Origin of the sequence: Clostridium celatum, from assembly GCF_021412605.1 — a bacterium.
Lineage (GTDB): Bacteria > Bacillota > Clostridia > Clostridiales > Clostridiaceae > Clostridium > Clostridium celatum.
Genome location: NZ_JAJKGM010000031.1, coordinates 12,031 through 33,401, shown reverse-complemented (window position 1 = coordinate 33,401; position 21,371 = coordinate 12,031). Strand labels below are relative to the sequence as shown.

At 27.3% G+C, this 21,371-nt stretch carries 16 protein-coding genes and 1 pseudogene; 12 read left to right on the top strand and 5 right to left on the bottom strand.

Translation table 11 applies throughout. The features are described 5' to 3' along the window. Nucleotides 1-4: 4 nt before the first annotated feature. Both LPC13_RS12320 and LPC13_RS12315 read left to right on the top strand, forming a co-directional pair. On the top strand, nt 5-1,078 hold the full coding sequence (locus tag LPC13_RS12320; protein WP_005214369.1) for a PTS transporter subunit EIIC: 1,074 nt from the start codon (nt 5-7) through the stop codon (nt 1,076-1,078). A gap of 157 nt (nt 1,079-1,235) precedes the next feature. Beyond that, a complete protein-coding gene (locus tag LPC13_RS12315) occupies nt 1,236-2,651 on the top strand; it encodes a glycoside hydrolase family 32 protein (protein WP_320414758.1) in 1,416 nt (471 codons plus the stop codon). A gap of 68 nt (nt 2,652-2,719) precedes the next feature. Here LPC13_RS12315 and LPC13_RS12310 read toward each other — a convergent pair whose 3' ends face one another. Further along, nucleotides 2,720-2,977, bottom strand: a complete 258-nt coding sequence (locus tag LPC13_RS12310; RefSeq protein ID WP_234088835.1) for a hypothetical protein — start codon at nt 2,975-2,977, stop codon at nt 2,720-2,722. 139 nt (nt 2,978-3,116) lie between these two features. Between LPC13_RS12310 and LPC13_RS12305 the strand changes: the two genes are divergently transcribed. From LPC13_RS12305 to LPC13_RS12265, 9 genes and pseudogenes are all read left to right on the top strand, one after another. Beyond that, complete coding sequence (locus LPC13_RS12305) at nt 3,117-3,494, top strand: hypothetical protein (protein ID WP_005214366.1); 378 nt, start codon at nt 3,117-3,119, stop codon at nt 3,492-3,494. A gap of 481 nt (nt 3,495-3,975) precedes the next feature. Then, the gene (locus LPC13_RS12300; protein ID WP_005214365.1) at nt 3,976-5,862 is read left to right on the top strand and encodes an endonuclease MutS2; all 1,887 of its coding nucleotides are present in this window, start codon (nt 3,976-3,978) and stop codon (nt 5,860-5,862) included. 173 nt (nt 5,863-6,035) lie between these two features. Then, nucleotides 6,036-7,448 (top strand): MATE family efflux transporter, encoded by a 1,413-nt coding sequence (locus LPC13_RS12295; RefSeq protein WP_005214356.1) that lies wholly within the window; start codon nt 6,036-6,038, stop codon nt 7,446-7,448. A 355-nt stretch (nt 7,449-7,803) separates the two neighbouring features. Next, the gene (locus LPC13_RS12290) at nt 7,804-9,726 is read left to right on the top strand and encodes an OPT family oligopeptide transporter (protein WP_005214355.1); all 1,923 of its coding nucleotides are present in this window, start codon (nt 7,804-7,806) and stop codon (nt 9,724-9,726) included. Beyond that, nucleotides 9,719-10,063: a hypothetical protein gene (locus LPC13_RS12285; RefSeq protein ID WP_005214353.1), complete on the top strand. Its 345-nt coding sequence runs from the start codon at nt 9,719-9,721 to the stop codon at nt 10,061-10,063. The genes LPC13_RS12290 and LPC13_RS12285 overlap by 8 nt, the downstream gene beginning before the upstream one ends. A gap of 269 nt (nt 10,064-10,332) precedes the next feature. Continuing rightward, nucleotides 10,333-11,019 carry an MgtC/SapB family protein gene (locus tag LPC13_RS12280; protein ID WP_234088834.1) on the top strand — a complete coding sequence of 229 codons (687 nt, stop codon included), beginning with the start codon at nt 10,333-10,335 and terminating at the stop codon, nt 11,017-11,019. Between the two features lie 233 nt (nt 11,020-11,252). Further along, nucleotides 11,253-12,439 (top strand): annotated as a pseudogene (locus LPC13_RS12275) (M20 metallopeptidase family protein). 45 nt (nt 12,440-12,484) lie between these two features. Next, entirely contained in the window at nt 12,485-13,135 is a 651-nt protein-coding gene (locus tag LPC13_RS12270) for a helix-turn-helix transcriptional regulator (protein ID WP_005214345.1), read from the top strand. 156 nt (nt 13,136-13,291) lie between these two features. Then, entirely contained in the window at nt 13,292-16,516 is a 3,225-nt protein-coding gene (locus LPC13_RS12265) for a ligand-binding sensor domain-containing protein (RefSeq protein ID WP_234088833.1), read from the top strand. A 156-nt stretch (nt 16,517-16,672) separates the two neighbouring features. Here the strand turns inward: LPC13_RS12265 and LPC13_RS12260 are convergent, their stop codons facing one another. Next, nucleotides 16,673-17,467, bottom strand: a complete 795-nt coding sequence (locus LPC13_RS12260; protein ID WP_005214343.1) for a Cof-type HAD-IIB family hydrolase — start codon at nt 17,465-17,467, stop codon at nt 16,673-16,675. 205 nt (nt 17,468-17,672) lie between these two features. Between LPC13_RS12260 and LPC13_RS12255 the strand changes: the two genes are divergently transcribed. Next, a complete protein-coding gene (locus LPC13_RS12255) occupies nt 17,673-18,833 on the top strand; it encodes an iron-containing alcohol dehydrogenase (RefSeq protein WP_234088832.1) in 1,161 nt (386 codons plus the stop codon). Between the two features lie 114 nt (nt 18,834-18,947). On the opposite strand, the gene LPC13_RS12250 is transcribed toward LPC13_RS12255, so the two are convergent. The 3 genes from LPC13_RS12250 to LPC13_RS12240 all read right to left on the bottom strand — a co-directional run bounded on the left by LPC13_RS12250 (nt 18,948) and on the right by LPC13_RS12240 (nt 21,325). Further along, nucleotides 18,948-19,574, bottom strand: a complete 627-nt coding sequence (locus LPC13_RS12250; protein WP_005214340.1) for a biliverdin-producing heme oxygenase — start codon at nt 19,572-19,574, stop codon at nt 18,948-18,950. A gap of 239 nt (nt 19,575-19,813) precedes the next feature. After that, a complete protein-coding gene (locus LPC13_RS12245; RefSeq protein WP_195244128.1) occupies nt 19,814-20,473 on the bottom strand; it encodes a TIGR04100 family radical SAM protein in 660 nt (219 codons plus the stop codon). Between the two features lie 21 nt (nt 20,474-20,494). Continuing rightward, nucleotides 20,495-21,325, bottom strand: coding sequence for a pyridoxamine kinase (locus LPC13_RS12240; RefSeq protein ID WP_195244129.1), 831 nt, complete (start codon nt 21,323-21,325; stop codon nt 20,495-20,497). Nucleotides 21,326-21,371 lie beyond the last annotated feature (46 nt).

The window sequence follows — 21,371 nt, the reverse complement described above, 5'->3', positions numbered from 1 at the left end:
GCTAATGGGAATAAATAATATATTAACATCTCAAGGATTATTTATTGAGGGACAATCTATAGTAGAAGCATATCCACAATTTAAGGATTTGGCAGAATTAATAAATACATTTGCTAATACAGGATTTGCATTTTTACCAATATTCTTAGGATTCTCAGCAGCAAAAGCCTTTGGAGGAAATCCGTATTTAGGTGCTTGTATTGGTGCACTTATGATACATTCAGACTTATTAAATGGATATAGTTACGGTGCAGCAGTTGTTGATGGAACTGTACCAGTATGGAATATATTTGGATTAAATATAGCTAAGGTTGGATATCAAGGAACAGTACTTCCAGTTTTAGCAGCTGCATTTGTTTTAGCAAAAGTAGAAAAGATGTTGCACAAAGTAATACCTTCAGTATTAAATAACTTATTAACACCACTATTTACTGTGTTTATCACTGGTATATTAACATTTGTTGTTATAGGTCCTGTAATGAGAGGATTAGGGGATGGTATAACAACAGGATTATTATGGTTAATAAATACATTAGGTCCAATAGGTGGAGCAATATTTGGATTCTTGTATGCTCCAATAGTTATAACAGGTATGCATCATAGTTTTGTGGCTATAGAAACTCAATTATTAGCAGATATAGCAACTACAGGTGGATCATTTATATTCCCAGTTGCAGCAATGTCAAATGTAGCTCAAGGTGCTGCAGCATTATCAGTACTTCTTATTTTAAGAAAAGATAACAAGATGAAAGGAATAGCATCAGCATCAGGTATATCTGCTTTACTTGGAATAACTGAACCAGCAATATTTGGTGTTAACTTAAAGTTACGTTATCCATTCTTTGGAGCAATGATAGGATCAGCAGTTGGATCTGCTTATGTAATGCTGACAAAAGTTCTTGCAATATCTCCAGGAGCAGCTGGATTACCAGGAATTATATCAATTAGACCTACATCTATAGTAAACTATATAATTGCAATGATACTTTCAATGGTTGTAGCTGTTGTATCAACAATTGTTATAGCAAAGTTTATGAATAAAAAACAAGTGGCAAATGATGAGCAAATAGCTGCATAGGAGTGTTTTATGAAATAGGAGGAATTAGTACTATACTAATGCCTTCTATTTTGTAATTAATAAATAATTATAAGATATTAAACGAGGAGAAATAATAATGAAAGAGTGGACAAGAGAAGAAAGATATAGAACAATTTTAGATGCATAAAATGAAGAAATAACAAAATTAAAAGAAATAGTAGATAGTTGTTCATATAGACAAAAATTTCATATTCAACCTACTACAGGACTGTTAAATGATCCTAATGGATTTTCTTATTATAATGGTGAATATCATTTGTTTTATCAATGGTTTCCATTAGGGCCTGTTCATGGAATAAAGCATTGGTATCATGTTTCTTCAAAAGATTTAGTTAATTGGAAAGATTGTGGAGTTGGAATAATTCCTACTGAATACTTTGAAAGTCATGGAGCATTTTCAGGAAGTGGTATAGTTGAAAATAATAAACTTCATTTATTTTATACAGGAAATACAAGAAATGAAGAATGGATAAGACATCCATATCAATGTTTAGCTATAATGGATAGTAATGGCGAAATAACAAAGAATAGTGAAGCTGTTATAAAGGATTTACCAAATGGATATACAGATAATTTTAGGGATCCTAAGGTGTTTAAAGATAATAATAAATATTATTGTTTAATTGGAGCTGAAAGAAAAGAAAATTTAGGAACTATAGTATATTATGAATCAAATAATTTATTAGATTGGAAGTTTAAAGGAGAAATAAAAACAGATTTCTTTGGTAATGGATTTATGTGGGAATGCCCAGATTATTTACGTTTTGATAATAAAGGAATACTTATATTTTCTCCACAGGGCTTAGAAGCAGATGGAGATAAATATCAAAATATATTCCAATCAGGATATTTAATAGGAGATAAAATTGATTTTTCTAATGGAGAATTCAATCATGGTAATTTTAATGAATTAGATAGAGGATTTGATTTTTATGCTCCTCAAACTACTGAAGATAAACACGGAAGAAAAATATTAGTTGGGTGGATGGGATTACCAGAGATAGATTACCCTACTGATAAAAGTGGATGGGCTCATTGTTTGACTATACCTAGAGAATTAGAGTTAAAAGGTGATAAATTAATTCAAAAACCAGTAAAAGAATTAGAGCTTCTTAGGGGGGAAAATCTAAAATATTCATATACATTAAATAATGAAGAAAAAGATATAGTTGGATTTAATGAAAAAACGTATGAGTTTATATGTGAGTTTAGTAATTTTACTGGTAAATATGTTGGGGTAAAACTAAGAAAAGGTATAGATGAAGAAACTGTATTTTATTATGATATAGAAAATAAAAAGCTTGTATTAGATAGAAGTAAATCAGGAGAAGTATTTGCAACAGAATATGGCACAGAAAGAAAGTGTGAATATAACGCTGAAAACTTAAAAGTTCAAATATTTGTGGATACTTCATCAGTTGAAATCTTTGTTAATGATGGGGAAGAAGTATTTACTTCAAGAATATTTACAAAAGAAATAAGTACAGGAGTAAGTGTATTTGCAGATAATAATACAAATGTAGAAATTAACTTATGGAAAATCAATATTTAATAAATTAATTTTTAAAATAAAAAAAGTGACATGCTAATCTTTTTAGAGTATACATGTCACTTTTTTTATTACTTTATTCTATTGACATCCTTTAAAAGTTTCTCAAGTTTTTCTACTGATGTAATTCTTTCATTACATTCAGAGCTATTCAAGCAAACATGAAAACCTAATGATTTATAATCATCTACATGTCGTGCTTTACATATAGGAGAAACAAAAGCAATTTCATTTTCAGAACCAATATGATTACAAAGAGAACAAATATTAGTACTCTTTGAGATAGTATTAGGAAGTCTACAAGCCATTCCTAAAAGTTTACCATCCATATTATACAATGTTAGCATCTACACAATTTATAAAAGCACAAGATAAATCAAATAAACATTTTCTATCTAATCTATTTTAATATTTCACCTCTTTTTTATAAATGAATATTATATTAATTAAAAGGGGGGTGATTTATAGATGGCATTAGAAGTAGTAGGTTTTTATAGAGATTCAAGGTCTTTATATGAAGAATGTAAAAAATGCCAATCTTATCATGCGATTATAGTAATGAAAGATGGGAGTATGTGTGATGGAATTATTGAAGAAGTAAATGATGATAGTGTTACTATATTAGTTGGTGAAAATGTAATAGAAAAAGAATGTGCGGAAGAAGCAAATAGGCAAGGACCATTTGGTCATGGACAGCCAGGAGGGTTTAGACGTTTTAGAAGAAGAAATTTTCCAATGAGGAATATAGATAGAGTTGGGCCATTGAGATATCCATATATTATACCGCCATATCCAATTTATCCATACCCTTACCCTTATCCATATCCTTACTATCCTTATATTTAGCTTTTATAATATAAAAGTATAAGTGAAATTAAGACTTGTAATTTCTTCAATTAAAGTTACACAAGGTATACTTCTACCAACTAGAGTGAGTAGTGAATTTCTTTATGAAAAATGAAAATGTGATTTGGTCTCTAGGATAAATAATAAGAAATATTGACAACATATATTATATATTTTAATATACTATAAGTGATAGATTTCAAAAAAAGCGAGGTATTTTTGTGAGTGTTTAGTATCAAATAGTTAAATTAAATATTGATTCCTAAAAAATTAAGGTATTTATACCTTTATTTGTTGTGGAATTAATTATAACTAATTGATACAAGTCCACGAATTTACTTCAGAGGTAGGAGTCTACCTTTATTTAAAGTTGAGTTTTAAGCTGTGGAAGTATCCACAGCTTTTTTTATATTTAAGTTATGAAATCTATCAGGATTTCGTTGACTTGTATTTATATTTGATACAAGGAAGGAAAATAAAAATGGATAAAATGACATTAGAAAAATTGAATTACGATGAATTAAAAGAGTTAGTTAAAGGGTATTGTGTAAGTGGTTTAGGAAAAGCCTTAATTGATAAACTTGAGCCAAGTAATAATTTAAAGATTGTTAATAGAAGGTTAGATGAAACATCAGAAGGACGAAGACTTTTAGATGCTTCATATCATATACCCCTTGTCGGAATATTTAATGTAGTACCATATATTGAAAAAATTGAAAAAGGTGCATCTTTAGATCCAGAAGATTTAGCTATTATGTCTGACTTTTTAAGAGGATGTAGAAAAGTAAAGCTATTTATAAAAGATAAAGAAGGATATGCACCAACATTAAGTAGCTATGGAGAGAGTATTACGGATTTGAGTTATATTGAAGAAGAGATAAATAGGTGTATAAGGGGTTCTATAGTTGACTCTAATGCGAGCAAAGAGTTAAAGAAAATTAGAAGATTAATAGATGATTGTGAAAATAAGATAAAAGAAAAGTTGGATAAATTTTTAAAAAATAGTGAAAATAAACAGTATATACAAGAATTTTTTATAAGTAAGAGGAATGGAAAATATACGATTCCAATAAAATCATCATATAAAAATTATGTACAAGGGACCATTGTTGAATCATCATCAAAGGGGACAACAGTCTTTATGGAACCAACTACAATTTCAAAGCATACATCAGAGTTAGCTATTTTAAAGGTAGAAGAAAGTATGGAAGAATATAAAATATTAGGTATGCTTACTGAAATGCTTAATGAAAAAATAAGAGAAATAAAAATTAATATTGAAGTAATAGCTGAATATGATATGATTTGGGCAAAAGCAAAATATAGTAATGATATTAATGGGATTAAGCCGAAATTAAATGAATATGGATATATAAAAATTGTAGATGGAAAATATCCATTATTAAAAAATCCAGTACCACTTAATTTTGAAATCGGTAATGATTATAGAGCACTTATAATAACAGGGCCAAATGCAGGTGGTAAAACAGTAGTTTTAAAAACAGTAGGAATATTAACATTAGCAACACAATCTGGATTTCATATACCAGCTAAAGAGGGCACAGAAATTTCAGTATTTAATAAAATATTTGTTGATATTGGAGATAATCAAAGTATAGAAAATGCTTTAAGTACTTTTTCCTCTCATGTTAAGAATTTAGCGGATATAATAAAACAAAGTTCAAAGTCTACATTGCTATTATTTGATGAGATAGGAAGTGGGACAGAACCAAATGAGGGAGCAGCTCTTGCTATTGCTATTTTAGAGGAGTTATATCATAAGGGATGTATTACAATTGCAACTACTCATTATGGAGAAATTAAAAATTTTTCAGAGGAGCATCCTCATTTTGAAAATGCAGCAATGGAGTTTAAAAAGGATACACTTGAACCATTATATAAGCTTCATATTGGAAGAAGTGGTGATAGTAATGCACTTTATATTTCTAAAAGGATGGGAATTTCAGATTCTATTATTGAAAAGACTAAGAAATATATAGAAACAAAAAAATATAATTATGATTTAATAAATTCAAGTAAGCTTACAAAGAAAAAGGAAGAAATACAAGAAGTAGATAGCAAGTATAATTACTGTATAGGTGATAAAGTAATACTTTTAGATAATAATGAAAGTGCTATAGTCTATAAAGAGTTAGATGAATTAAATAATTTAACTGTTTTTTATAAAGGTGAATTTATCGATATTAATTATAAAAGAATAAAATTAGAAATATCAGCTAGTGAGTTGTATCCTGAAGGTTATGATTTAAATCAATTATTTACAAGTTATATTGATAGAAAACTTGAACATGATATTGCTCGTGGGTCAAAAAAGGCTTTAAAAAAAATAAGAAAGAATTCATTATAAAATAAAGAGAAACTTCTTGATTGACTTTTTTTACCAATAGAAGTAAAATTAAATTAGTCGAGTAGCAAAAGTGCGTAAATCCAGATTAGGGATTTACGCACTTTTTTATTTATTGGTTATGGTAGCTTATCCGTTAAAAGACTCCGTAATATTGATGATAGGAGGAAGAAGCTATGGAAAAAGAGGTTTCAAAGAATAAGATGGGGGTTGTGCCTATAAAAAAACTCATGATAACAATGGGAATGCCGATGATTATATCTATGATATTACAAGCGCTTTATAATATTGTTGATAGTTATTTTGTAAGTAATATTTCAGGCATGGGTGATTATGCAGTAAATGCACTTACATTAGCATTTCCTATTCAAATGTTAATGATTGCAGTAGGTGTTGGTACAGGTGTTGGAGTTAATACATTGTTATCTAAAAGTATTGGACAAGGGGATAGAAAAAAAGCAGATTATATTTCCGGTAATGCAATTTTTATTGGAATATGCATTTATATAGTATTTTTAATATTTGGTTTATTTGGAGTTAATGCTTATATTACCTCACAAACTACAGATATTATAATAATTGAAATGGGTAAATCATATATTACTATTTGTACAGTATTATCCTTTGGCGTAATTGAATTTATGATATATGAAAAGCTATTACAAGCAATAGGAAGAACTACATTATCTACAATGGCTCAAGTTATGGGGGCTCTTTCTAATATAATACTTGATCCAATATTAATTTTTGGACTTTTTGGATTACCAGCAATGGGAGTAAATGGAGCAGCATATGCAACTGTAATAGGGCAAATATTATCTTGTGTTTTAGGATGTATTTTCCATCATAAATATAATAAAGATATTGATGCAAAACTAAAATATTTAAAACCACAAAAGCATATTATTTATGAAATATATAAGGTTGGTATTCCTGCAATTGTAATGCAAGCGTTGATGTCTATTATGACATATGGTGTAAATATTATTTTCGGTACAATTTCTATTGCTGCAGTTACTGCTTATGGAGTTTATTATAAAATTCAACAGTTTGTTTTTTTTGCAGCATTTGGAATGAATAATGCTATGATTCCAATTATAGGATTTAATTATGGAAAGCGTGATAAGAAAAGAGTTTATGATGGAATTAAATATGGAATGATATACACATTGATAATCATGACTATTGGTATAGTAGTACTTCAATTATTTGCACATCAGTTAATTGGAATATTTGCATTATCAGAGCAAACACAGAGCTTATGTATTAGAGCAATAAGAATAGTTACTATAGGGTATTTATTTGTTGGTGCAAATGTAGCATACCAAGGTATTTTTCAAGCTCTTGGATGTGGTGTACATTCTTTAGTTCTTTCATTAATGCGTCTGATTATTATTGCATTACCATTAGCATGGATATTAACAAAACTACCTAATTCTCAAAACATTGTATGGATGGCATTCCCTATTGCTGAAGCTTGTGCTTTTATAGTAGGCGTAATATTTATGAAACAAATTTCTAAGAGAAAGTTATACAAGATTGATGAATCAAATAAATACAATTTAAATAAAAGAGAAAGATTAGTATAAAATATTATAGATTTTTAATAGCAATAGTAATTAAATAATTCTAATAATAAAGATATATTTAAGTGATTTTCATTTAAGTATATCTTTTATTTTTAATTAATATAGATAAGGATATCCTATTATAAATAATAGTGTACTTGAAAAATATGAAAGAAGATAGCTATAGATATTGATGTTAAGTATCTATGGTTATTTTTGATTTAATTACATTTATAAAATAAATAGTTAAAAAGTAGTTTAATTGAAGTATTTTTAGAAATTATTTTATAAAAAAATATAATCTCTAATTATGTTAAATAATAAAATGCACATACTAAATATATTGCATCAATAAAACAAAGGAAGGAGATTATATATGAAAAACAAATTACCTAAAGAAGCTTATGGTGGTGTGCATGGAAAAGATTATGTTCCGTATATAACTGATAAATCAAAGCGCGGAGCCAATGTTTCTGTACTTATAATTGGAATAGTATTAGCTACTATATTTGCGGCATCTACTGCTTATTCTGGTATGAAGTCAGGGTTAACTGTTGCAGCCGGAATACCAGGAGCAATAATAGGTTCAATGCTTATAGGAGCTTTTGCTAAAAGTAAAGGAATACTTGGAAAAAACATAACTCAAGGTATGTCAAGTGGTGGAGAATCTATCGCAAGTGGTGTTATTTATGTATTACCTGCAATTATATTAATAGGAAGCAAGGTAACTTTTTTAGAAGGTATAAGTGTAGGAATAGCTGGAGCTCTATTTGGAATAGGGGCTTTATCATTAGTTTATAATTACTTAATTGTTGAAGAGCATGGAAAACTTATGTATCCAGAATCTATGGCTATATCAGAAACTCTTGTTGCTTCAGAAGCAGGCGGAGATGCTATAAAATTTATGGGAATTGGTTTTTTTATAAGTGGTATTATAAATGTTTTAACAAGTTCATTTTTAAACTTAATTAATAATACTATTACCTTTGTAGGAAGCAAGTTTTACAAATGGAAATTTTCTACTGAAGTAAATCCACTTTTATTAGGTATAGGTTTTATAGTTGGGTTAGAGGTATCTTTAACTATGTTTGCAGGATCAATACTAGCTAACTTTGGAATTACACCTTTGATAGGTTATTTTACAGATTTAGCAGATAAAAATGTGCACTCATGGAATGATGCTACAGTACTTCTTCATCAAATGGAAGTAAACTCAATAGCAGGAAGTTATGTTAAATATATAGGTGCAGGAATGATGCTTTGTGGTGGTATAATAGGTGCAATAAAGCTTATACCAACAATAATTGTATCTATAAAAGAAACATTAAAGGCAAAATCAAGTAAAGATGATAGTAAAGAAAAAAGTTCAGGTGAAATGATAATACTTTTAGCTGGGCTTTCAATAATAATTGTATCAGCATTTTTAATTTCTCAAGGGGCTACAATGGCTATAGTAGCAGCTATTGTTTCAATAATATTGGCTTTATTATTTGTAATAGTTTCAGGTCGTTTAGCAGGTACAATAGGAACATCAAACCTTCCTGTATCAGGTATGACAATAGCTTCATTAGTTATACTAACATTAGTATTTGTTATAATGGGATGGAAAGGGCAAGCAGATAATAAATCATTGCTTTTATTTGCAAATTTTATGGTTGTTGCTATATCAGTAGCAGGAGGATATAGTCAATCTCAAAAAGTAACATATGTAATAGGTGGAAGTAAAAAAGAAATGCAAAATTATTTTTTAATAGCTAGTATAGTTGGGGTTATTGTTGTTACAGGAACAGTAATGGTACTTTCAGATCAATTAGCTATTACAGGAGCAGATGCACCATTTGCACTTCCACAAGCAAATTTAATGTCTACATTAACTTCTGGAATAATGCAAGGTAATTTACCTTGGCCTATGATTATAGTTGGTGTTGTTATGGCTTTATTCTTATTCTTATTAGATTTACCAATAATGACTATTGCCATAGGATTTTATTTACCTATATCAACAACATCTATAATATTAGTAGGTGCATTAATACGTGTGTTTATTGAAAAAATCAGCAAAGATGAAAGAGAAAAAGAAGTTAAAGTGGCCAATGGAATAAGCCTATCTTCAGGTCTTGTTGCAGGTGGATCTATAATAGGGCTAGTAGGGATAATATTACAAGTTAGTGGTGTTATAAAACCTAGAATTCCAACAGGATTCGCTGGTGGAAATATGATGGCTATAATATTATTAATTATTTTAGTTATAGCTACAACCATACCAATTATGTCATCGAAGGTAAAGAATAATGAATAATAATGAAGAAGTTTTAAATATAAAGTTTAAAATCTGTGATAATATTGAGTATGAAGTAGATAAAGAAGGTATAGTTACTATTTTTGAAAAACAAGACCATAAAATTCAAAAAATTTTTAGAAGATTAAAGTTTAAAATTCCTATGTACAAAACTATTACTTTCGACCAATATAGTAGTGAAGTGTTTATACAAATTGATGGAAGTAAAACTGTTAAGGAAATAGGGGAATTATTAGAGAAGAAATTTGGTGAGAATGTATATCCCCTTTATGAAAGATTATTAGTTTTTTTAAATCATATATGTGTAAACTGTAAGTATATTCAGAGGACAGAATAAAGGAGATTATATAGTAAATCCTAAACTCGTTTGAGTTTAGGATTTATTTTTATAAAAAGAAATTATAATTAATAGTTTAATTAGACAGAAAAGTATTTTTCATATAGTATTATTAACATATATTGTAAAGGCGTAATATGATAAATTTATCAATACAGATATGATAGTTGTTTAATAAAAGCCCATTTAGTATAGAAAAAGTTTTAAAAATTATTTTAATTATAAAGTTTAGATTAAGGTAGATGAGTATTTATATGCTAGGAGAGTTAATGAAAAATTTAGATTTAAAAGTAGCAATAGAAGTATCAATAAAAATTATATTAGGTGTAATACTTACAGGGTCTATAGGATATAATAGAGAAAAAAAAGGCATGGTAGTGGGGATAAGGACTCATGTTATGGTTGGACTTGTTGGATTGCTAATTCAAATAACTTCTTTAGAATATTATCGTGTTAATGGTGGATCAAATGATGTATTTAGATTAGCAGGGCAATATATATCAGGTATTGGATTTTTAGGAGCTGGAACAATATTAAAGGATAAAAGAAGTATAAAAGGATTAACGACAGCTGCTTCAATTTGTTTAGCTGCAATTATTGGTCTTGCTGTAGGGTCAGGAATATATATATCATCTATAGTAATTACTATAGTAGCTTATGCTTTTTTAAATGATATATTTAAAATAAAGAAATTAATAATAATTAAGAAAAATTCACATGCACATATAGAGGTAGGTATAAATGGCAATATAGCAATCTCAGTAGAAAATATAAAAGAGATGATAAGAAGCTCTGGGGCAGATATAATATCAATTGAAGTGAGAAAGGAAGCAGAAAAACGAGTAAATCTTAGGTTTAAAATTAACCTTGATGATGAGTTAGATATTAGTGATGTTTTAACGGATATAGTTTCTATAGATGAAGTAGATAAAGTAGAGTTAATAGAGCATCAATAGATAGAGTTAAAAAGGAAATAAAGCATATTTGAGAAAAAATTAAAAGTTAATAAAATATTATAAAAGTATTAAATAAAAGATTATAAAAAGTTTTAATAGTGACTTTAAAAGGAAATACTATTTGGTATATAAATTTATTTTAAAATTACTATAAATAATGACAATATATGTCGTATTTGCGAGGTAGTATATAAATAAATTGATAACATAAAATAGTAAAGTGAGGTCTTAGTATGAATAAATTTATGGAACAAGCTAAATCAATAAAAGATGAAATAGTAGGATATAGAAGAACCATCCATCAAAATCCTGAAGTTGGGGCTGAATTACCAAAGACAAAAGCATATGTAATAGAAAAGTTAAAGGAATTTGGATATGATCCAAAGGAGATATGTGAAAGTGGTATAGTGGCAACAATTGAAGGGAATAAGCCAGGAAAAACATTTTTATTAAGAGCGGATATGGATGCATTACCAATGGCTGAAGCAACTGAATGTGATTTTAAAGCAAATAATGGCTGTATGCATTCATGTGGACACGATATGCATACAGCAATGCTTTTAGGAGCAGCAAAGTTACTTAAAGAAAATCAAGATGAAATAGAGGGAACTGTTAAATTAGTATTTCAACCAGATGAAGAAGGATTTACTGGAGCAAAAAAAATGTTGGAAGCAGGAGTTCTTAATAACCCAAAGGTTGATGCAGCTATGGCAATGCATGTGCATTCTGGTACTCCTTCAAATGTTGTATTATGTGGTTTAGGAACTAGTATAGCTGGGTGTAACAGATTTAGAATAGTTGTAAAGGGATTAGGCTGTCATGGAGCTATGCCAGAGCTTGGAGTAGATCCAATAAATATAGCAGCTCATATATATATATATCTTTACAAGAAATTATATCTAGAGAAATATCAGCTACAAAGCCTGCAGTTGTAACAATTGGAAAATTTGTAGGTGGAGAAGCACCAAATATAATACCAAATGAAGTTATTATGGAAGGTACTATAAGAAGTTTAGATAAAGAGGTTGGAGAATTTATATTTAATAGAATGAAAGAAATAGTAGAATCTACTGCTAAGATGTTTAGAGGGGAAGCTGAATTAATAGAATTATCATCAGTACCACCATTAGCTAATGATACTGATTTAGCTAAGGAAGTTACTTCCTACATAAAAGATTTATTAGGCGAAAAATCAGTGTGTTTATTTGAAGGTGGAGGAATGGGATCAGAAGATTTTGCTTCCTACTCATATGAAGTTCCAAGTGTTTATCTTATGTTAGGTGCTGGTACAAAGCAAGAAAACTCTTTATATGGTGAACCTATGCATAATGAGAAAGTAGTGTTTAATGAAGATATATTAGTTACAGGTGCAGCAATGCATACATATTGTGCTATTATGTGGTTAAAAAATAATAAATAAATTAGAAATATAATTGAATGTTAGGAAGTTGGAAAGGTAGTAGTAATGAGATTGTTAGAAATTGTATTTTATCTCTTAAGAAGCAACTGTAAAATTACAATTAAGGAGCTTGCAAGCGTATATAACGTATCAACAAGAACAATACAAAGGGACTTAGATAAATTATCAGTTTTAGGTATTCCAATAATAATTCATAGAGGAAAAAATGGTGGAATAGAAATAGATAATAATTATATAATAAGAAGGCAAATGCTAAGATATAATGATTATGAGTCTTTAATGCTTGCACTATATATTTGCGAAAATATAAGTAAAAATTTAGAGCAATCTCTTTTAATTGATAGATTTAAGATTGTAGATGAAAAGAGATGTTCTAAGATATTAAATAAATTACAGGAACGTTTTATAGTAGATTTGTATGAAGAGAAATTTGATAGCGAAAGTGAAGTTTGTAAGAAAATCGATAAAGCATTAGATAACAAAACTTTTATAGAGGTAGAGATAAATAGGGGTAAAATATGCATATTTCCAATTTCTTATGTTTTAAGACAAGAAGGATTATGTTTATATTATTATGATGAAGAATATAAGCTTATTCCAATAAAGAATATAGATAATGTTGTATTACTTAATAAGAGTTATAATGGTAATATAATAAGCTATAATGATAATAAAAAAAGTTTAAAAATAGTGTAAATAAGAAGTGAAAAATAAAAATAAGACACATTATGTACAAATAAGACATAATGTGTCTTATTTGTATGATATAATAACAATACTTTTAGTAAAAAATGTAAGTATATTCAATAATTTATGATATATACCATTATAATGAAAAATAGAGAGGGTGCTATGAGTAGAGAACTAAAAAAAATATTATTATTTATGATGATATTTATTATTTTATTAAGTAATGGCAATGTGGTTTTTGCTAATCAATTAGAAGGTGATAATAGTTTACTTATAGAAGAAAAAATAAACTTTAATAATTTAACTACAAAAGATGGATTATCTAGTAATCTTATAACTGATATTTATCAAGATTCACTAGGATATATTTGGATAGGGACTGAAGATGGACTTAATAAATACAATGGAAATATGGTGGTAAAGTATAATTATGAAATTAATAATAAAAATAGCCTTACTTCGCCATATATAACAGCTATAAATGAAGATAAATATGGAGACATGTGGATAGGAACTGATTGCGGATTAAATATTATTAATAGGCAAGAAAGTAATATAATAAGAATATGTACAAAGGAAGAAAATAATTCAGGATTATCTAATTATGAAATAACTTCAATATATAGAGATAGTAATGATACTATGTGGGTTGGAACTAAAAATGGATTGAATAGATATGATGAGAAAAATAATAAGTTTATAAAATACTATTCAGATGGAAGTAGTACAAGCTTAGATAATAATCATATAACTTATATAAAAGAAGATGATAGAGGAAATTTATGGATAGGAACTAAGGATGGAGCAAATATTATAGATTTAAAAACAAATTATATATCCAATAATAAAAGTAAATATAGTAAATTAGAATATATATATGAAATAGAGAAAGATACAAAGGGTAATATTTGGATATCTAGTGAGAGTGGCATAGTTGTTTTAAACGAAAATAATGAACTGAATGATTATAATGATGAATTACGCAATTATAATATTGATATTGAAACAAAGGTATTATGTGATAGTAATAATAATATATGGTTTTATGGTGATAACGGTTTAATGAGATACATACAAGATAGTAATGAAACAAACATATATAATACCAGTAATAGCCATTTAATAAGTAATTCAATAAGATGTTTGTATGAGGACAGAAGTGGAGTTATATGGGTTGGTAGTAATAAAGGAATCAGCATATTAAATATTAAGCAACAATTTAGTAACAAAATAAATAATATTTTTAAAAAATATGGAATATCAGAAAGTAGTATAACATCTTTTTTACAAGACATTGATGGAGATTTATGGATAGGTACAGAAGAAAATGGATTAATTTATTTTGATAGAAATGAAAAGAGTATGCTAAGATTTGTTCATGATGAGAATGAGGAGATTTCATTATTAAGTAATAAAATAAAATATATTTTAGAAGAGTCTAATGGTAATATAATAATTTGTACTGAAAAGGGTGTAGATGTAATTAATAAAAAAATGAGAGAGCACTATATATACGCTTATGATGAATACAATAGAAACCTTTTTTTAAGTAAAGAGTTTAAAACTATAAATGATGGAAATTATACATGGGCAGCTACAATAGAAGGACTTTATAGGGATACTAATGGAACTCATGAAGTAACTTATTATAGGGATGATTTTATAAACGCAGGTATTAATAATTATGAAATATATGATATTTTTCAAGATAAAAGTGATGAAAATATTCTTTGGCTAGCTGGAGGAATAGATGCTGGATTAATAAAGTTTCATAAAACTAAAGGAATAATTAAAAATTATTTAGCAAATTCAGAAGATAATTCATTAAATTATGATTATATAAATTGTATTCAAGGAGATGAAGAAGGTAATATTTGGATAGGTACTAAAGTAGGATTAAATAAATTTAATATCGAAGAAGAAACTTTCACTAAATATTATGAAAAAGATGGTTTAGGAAGCCATTATATAAATAGTATAATTATAGATGATAATGAAGATATATGGTTAGGAACAAGTAATGGATTAAGTAAATTTATTATTAATGAGAATAGGTTTATAAATTTTAAAGAAGTAGATGGAGTATGTGGAAATCAATTTAATGAAAGAGCTGCATATAAGACTAAAGAGGGGCAGTTACTATTTGGGACAACTAATGGTGTAGTTTCATTTGACCCTAATACTATAGGGGAAATAACTCCTATAGTAGATAAAGTAGTCTTAGATACTCTATGGATAAATAGGAGTTTATATATAACTGACGGAGAAACCCTTGAACTTAATTATAATGAAAATACTATATCGTTTGCATACTTTCTTCCTAATTATACAAGGATAGGTAACATAACTTATTTGTATAAAATGGATGCAATAAATGAAGAATGGAATGTTAGTAATAAAGAGGGTTATGCAGTTTATACAAAATTAAAACCAGGTAAATATACCTTTAGAGTTAAAGCAGTTAAGAGTGATGGAAGTTTAACAGAAGAATCTACTATAAATTTTATTATAAAGAAGCCATTTTGGCAGTCAAATATAGCATATTGTTTATATCTAGCCCTTTTCATGTTAGTAATTTTTTGGGGAGGATATAGGCTTAAATTTTTAAAAAAAATAGTAGCTAATCAAACAAAAGAGATAAATCGGCAAATGGAAGAAAATAAAAAGCTTTATGAGCAGAATATTAGAAATGAGCAGTTTAAAAATGATTATTTCGTTAATTTATCTCATGAATTAAGAACACCTATAAATATAATTTTATCAGTAATTCAGTTACTAAATTCTTTAGAGAAGTCTGGAAAGGATACTGATAAAAAAACATCACATTATATGGGGGTAATAAAGAAAAGCTCTAATAACTTATTAAACATTATAAATGATATTATAGATAGCTCTAAAATTGAATCAGGTGCTTATAAAATAAATAAAGAAGAAAATGTTGATATAGTATATTTAGTGGAGGAGACTGCATTAAATATGAGTGATTATATAAAAGAAAAAGGAATAGAATTAATTATTGATCCTGAAGTTGAAGAAATGTTAATTAGTTGTGATCCTAAAGAAATAGAAAGATGTATTATTAATTTAATTGGAAATTCAGTTAAGTTTACAGAGCAAGGTGGAAAAATTGAAGTTTTAATTAAAAGAGATGAGGAGACTGTAAGTATTTCTATAGTAGATAATGGTCTTGGAATATCTAAAGATGATCAAGAGTTTATATTCAAGAGATTTGAGCAAGGAAAGAATTTTAATTCCACTAAAGTAAGTAGCAGTGGAATAGGATTAACATTGGTTAAATATATTGTGGAGTTACATGATGGACATATTACTTTAGAAAGTGAATTAAATAAGGGAAGCAGTTTTACAATAATATTACCTGTAAATTAGAGTATATTAATAGTAAATTTAAATTTTAAAAAATATATAAATAATTATTTAATAGATTAAAAATAATTAACAGTAGATATAAGTTATTTAAAATAGCTGTATCTACTGTTCATTTAATTTATTATAGATTTAAATAAAAGTTAATAATAAAGTTATTTATATTAGGTTATAATGTGCTAGTGCAGAATAAATACCATCATTTAATAAATCTGTAGTTATATAATTTACATATTCAAATAATTGAGGATTTGAATTACCCATAGCGATACTATTTTTTACATATTGAAGCATTGTTAAATCATTAGTACTATCGCCAATTCCAAAAGTATTTTCAAAATCAATATTTAAATGATTAATTATAAATTCAATTCCTGTGGCTTTAGAACAACCCTTGGGAGCTAGTTCATAAAAGTCGTCAGCTCTTTTTATAAAATCTAAAGTATCTTTAAATTCTTGAAAAAATCCTTCAAAATTACTATATTCAGTTATAAATAAAACAAGTTTATCAACATTTAGGTTATGAGAATCCCAAGTTAAATCTTCATAAGTACCTTCATGCTTATGAGCTTCAATAATATTAAGTACCTCTTTATGTTTTATATTATATAAATAATCATAATATACACCGTCAATACTTTCTAAAGCTGCATCTAGCTTGTACTTTTTTAAGCTTTTAATAAGTTTTTTTGTAAAGTCAATTCCTAAGCATTTATGATAGAGAGTTTCATTATTATATTCAATATAAGTTCCACAGCCACAAATAAATCCATCAAAATCTATTTCTTTTTTTAAGTTTTTAATTTGGCATAGCGTTCTTCCTGTATTAATAAAAGCTAAATGACCATTTTTCCTAGCAAGCCTTATAGCTTTTTTAGCACTATCAGGAATTATATGAGTTTTTTCATCAATTAGAGTACCATCAATATCAAAAAATATAATACTTTTATTCATAAATTAAACAACCACCTTTAAATATCATAGATATATTTAAGTATATATTATGTAAGAAATAAGGGCTATAATAAAGCGAGAAGTTAGTAATTGTTTACAAGTTAATATGTAAATTTTTCTAAAAATATAAAAATAATATTGCTTTAAAGCATAGAGTAGAGCAATAATAGTATTAAAGGTTTATATATTTGAGGAGGAAGAGAAGTTGGAAAATTTTAATTTTAAGGCATATAGTGAAATGATATTTGGAAAAGGACAAATTACAAATTTACCAGAAGTAATTAGTAGATATGGGAAAAATATTTTACTTGCTTATGGTGGAGGAAGTATAAAAAGAAATGGAATATATGATAGTGTTAAGAAGTTATTAAAAGACTATAATATAATTGAACTTGATAAAATTGAACCTAATCCAAAGATTGAAACTGTAAGAAGAGGAGTTAAGCTTTGTAAGGAAAATAATATTGATGTTATTTTAGCTGTTGGAGGAGGAAGTACAATAGATTGCGCTAAGGTTGTAGCAGCAGGAGCTTTTTATGATGGAGATCCATGGGATTTAGTAACAAATCCAGAAAAGATAGATAAAGTTTTACCTATAGTAACTATTTTAACTTTAGCAGCTACAGGTTCAGAAATGAACGGGAATGCCGTTATTTCTAAGATGGATACTAATGAAAAGTTAGGTACTGCAAGTGTAAATATGAAACCACAAGTATCTATATTAGATCCAGAATATCTATATACATTACCTAGTATTCAAACAGCAGCAGGTACAGCTGATATAATGTCACATGTATTTGAAAGTTATTTTAAAAAGACAGAAGGTGCATTTGTTCAAGATAAATTCTCAGAAGGATTGTTAGAAACTTGTATAAAGTACTGCCCAATAGCTCTAAAAGATCCTACAAATTATGAAGCTAGAGCTAATTTAATGTGGGCTAGTTCCATGGCTCTAAATGGGTTATGTGGAAGTGGTAAGCCTGGAGCTTGGACTTGTCATCCAATAGAACATGAATTAAGTGCTTTTTATGATATTACACATGGGGTAGGGCTTGCAATAGTAACTCCAAGGTGGATGAGATATATTTTAAGTGAAAATACGGTAGATAAATTTGTAGATTATGCAATAAATGTATGGAAGCTAGAACCTAAAGAAGATAAATTTGCTTTAGCAAATGAAGCAATTGATTTAACAGAAAAATTCTTTAAAGACTGTGGAATTCCTATGACTTTAAAAGAGGTTAATATTGATGAAACTCATTTTGATGAAATGGCAAAGGGAGCAGTTGAACATGGTTCTTTAGCTTACGCTTATGTTCCATTAAATGAAACTGATGTTAAAAAAATATTAGAAATGTGTCTATAAAAATATAAAGAATAATTTAGATAAAATATTTTATATTATAAAAAGTGATGCTCTAAAAGTTAGAGCATCACTTTTGGTATATTTAAACCATAATAAATATAAGGTTGAAAGGTTTTATTTTAACTTAGCATCTAATTCATTTGATATAGCAAGATTATAAATATAAGCATTATTAACTTCGTTAATAAAATCAATTTTCATTTCATCAGATAAATTAATTTCGGCTAACATATTATGATATTTCATAACATATCCTCTTAAATCATTAATTTCAGGGAATTGATAGTAGTTTAATCCTTCATTAGATATTTTATAGCTTGTACTTAATAGTGAAAGGAATGTTCTACCACCAAATAAATCAGCTAAAAATCTTGTATACGCATATGCAACTACAAGCTCAGGCTTAGTTTCTGATAATTCTTCTATTTTTGCAACACAAGCTTCTGTAGAAGCTAATAATTTCATTGAATTTAATTTATCACCTAATAAGAACTCTAAATCTTTTCTTATAAGCTTTGAACGATATAACTCTTTTGTAACAAATGGATTAATTACAGCATTGTTTTCATTTTTATCTAATGCATCCTCAATAGCTTTATACATTTTTTCTAAATTATAAATGTATTCAGCATATCCTTCAACTGAAGCAATTCCATCAACTAATTTCTTTATATATCCAGTATTTTCTGCCGCACTATGTAATAGTGAAGTTTTTTCTCTTATATCCATCATAAATTTCATTATATTCACCTCATTATTTAATAATCACTTTAATAACAATATATATTAACAGATAATTATTATCAATTGCGATGTGGAGGTGAATTGATTTAATTCAGAGTTAAATACTAAGATATGCTCTTGTTTTCTTTAATTTTCTTAATATATTAATAATGTATTAAAGTAATTTTGTTAAATATAAATATAAAAAAATAAAAAGTGCATGTTACGTAATTTAAGTAACATGCACTTTTTACTTTTTATTCTAAAGGTCTAACTCTTAATTTTACACCTAAATTATCACAAATTTTTTGACAAGCATTAATTTCGTTTTTGCCAATACAATCTACTACTGAAAGAACTACATTTGGTATATAATTTTTACAATCTAATGCAAATTTTTTCATAGCTTCATAAGATTTTATTCCAAATTTACTTTGTGTTAATTTATAATATTCTTCTTCAGTAGAAGCATTAAGGCTAATAGATACTGTATCTATTAAATCTTTTAAAAGTGGAGCAATTTTTTTATTATTTATTAAATCGCCAAGTCCATTAGTATTTATTCTTATTTTAGCTTTAGGATTTTTTTCTTTTATATATTTTGAAATTTTAACTAAATCATTAATCCTTTCAGTAGGTTCTCCAAAGCCACAGAATATAATCTCATCACATTTAGATAAATCGATATTTTCAAATTCGTTAATTACTTCTTCAACAGTTGGTTCTCTTTTTAACCATAAACTATTGCTTTCGGACATTTCTTTTGTTTTTCTTAAACAAAATGTGCAAGCACAAGGACACAAGTTTGTTAAATTAATATATATATTTTTCTTTATCCCTCTAGCGGTCATTTCATCTAATGTTATATTTCTTAAACTAATATAATTCCCATTATCTACAGTATATAAAATAACCATATTACCCCTACCTTTTATATATTATTTTAATTCGCTTAAAAATTCTTCAAAACAAACTCCATAGTTAGGAGGCAAGTTTAAATCATTAGTAAATTTTAATGATTTACTAATAAAGCTAGTTGCTTTTTCAACACATACTGAAAAACTTTCATTTTTAACAATGCTACCAGATACAATAGATGAAAAAACATCTCCAGTTCCTGGTCTATCATCTCCGATTTTTTCAACCTTTATAACTTTGTAAGGTTTATCGCTTTCAAATATAAAGTTCTCTATACAGCCACCTCTTTGTAATCCAGTAATAACTATTTTATTAGGACCTTTATTAGAAAGGTTTTTACATAGAATATACAATTCTTCATGATTTGGTGTTTCATTTGGATAAGGCACGTCCAATAGTTTGCAAAGCTCAGTGAGATTTGGAGTTACTACATCTGCATATTTAATTAAATCCTGCATTTTTTTGCACATTTCATCAGTGTAAGTAGAATATAGTTTTCCATAATCGCCCATTACAGGATCAACTATGACTATATTATTTTCAGTTTTGAACTTTTCTAAAAATTCTACCACAATTTCAATTTGTTCTTTAGATCCTAAAAAGCCAGTACATATTCCATCAAAATTTAAATTAAGCTTTTCCCAATTATTTATATATTCTTTCATTTTAGGAGTGTAATCTTCGAAGAAAAAATTATCAAATCCAGTGTGATTAGATAATATAGCTGTAGGAATGAAGCAACATTGAACTTTAAGTATTGAAATTATAGGTAATGCCACAGCTATAGAACATCTGCCAAAGCCGGTTACATCATTAATAAGTGCTATTTTTTTTTGATTAAATTCTCTCATTATTTCACATCCTTTAAGTAATAATTATAAAAGAAGAATTTGTAAA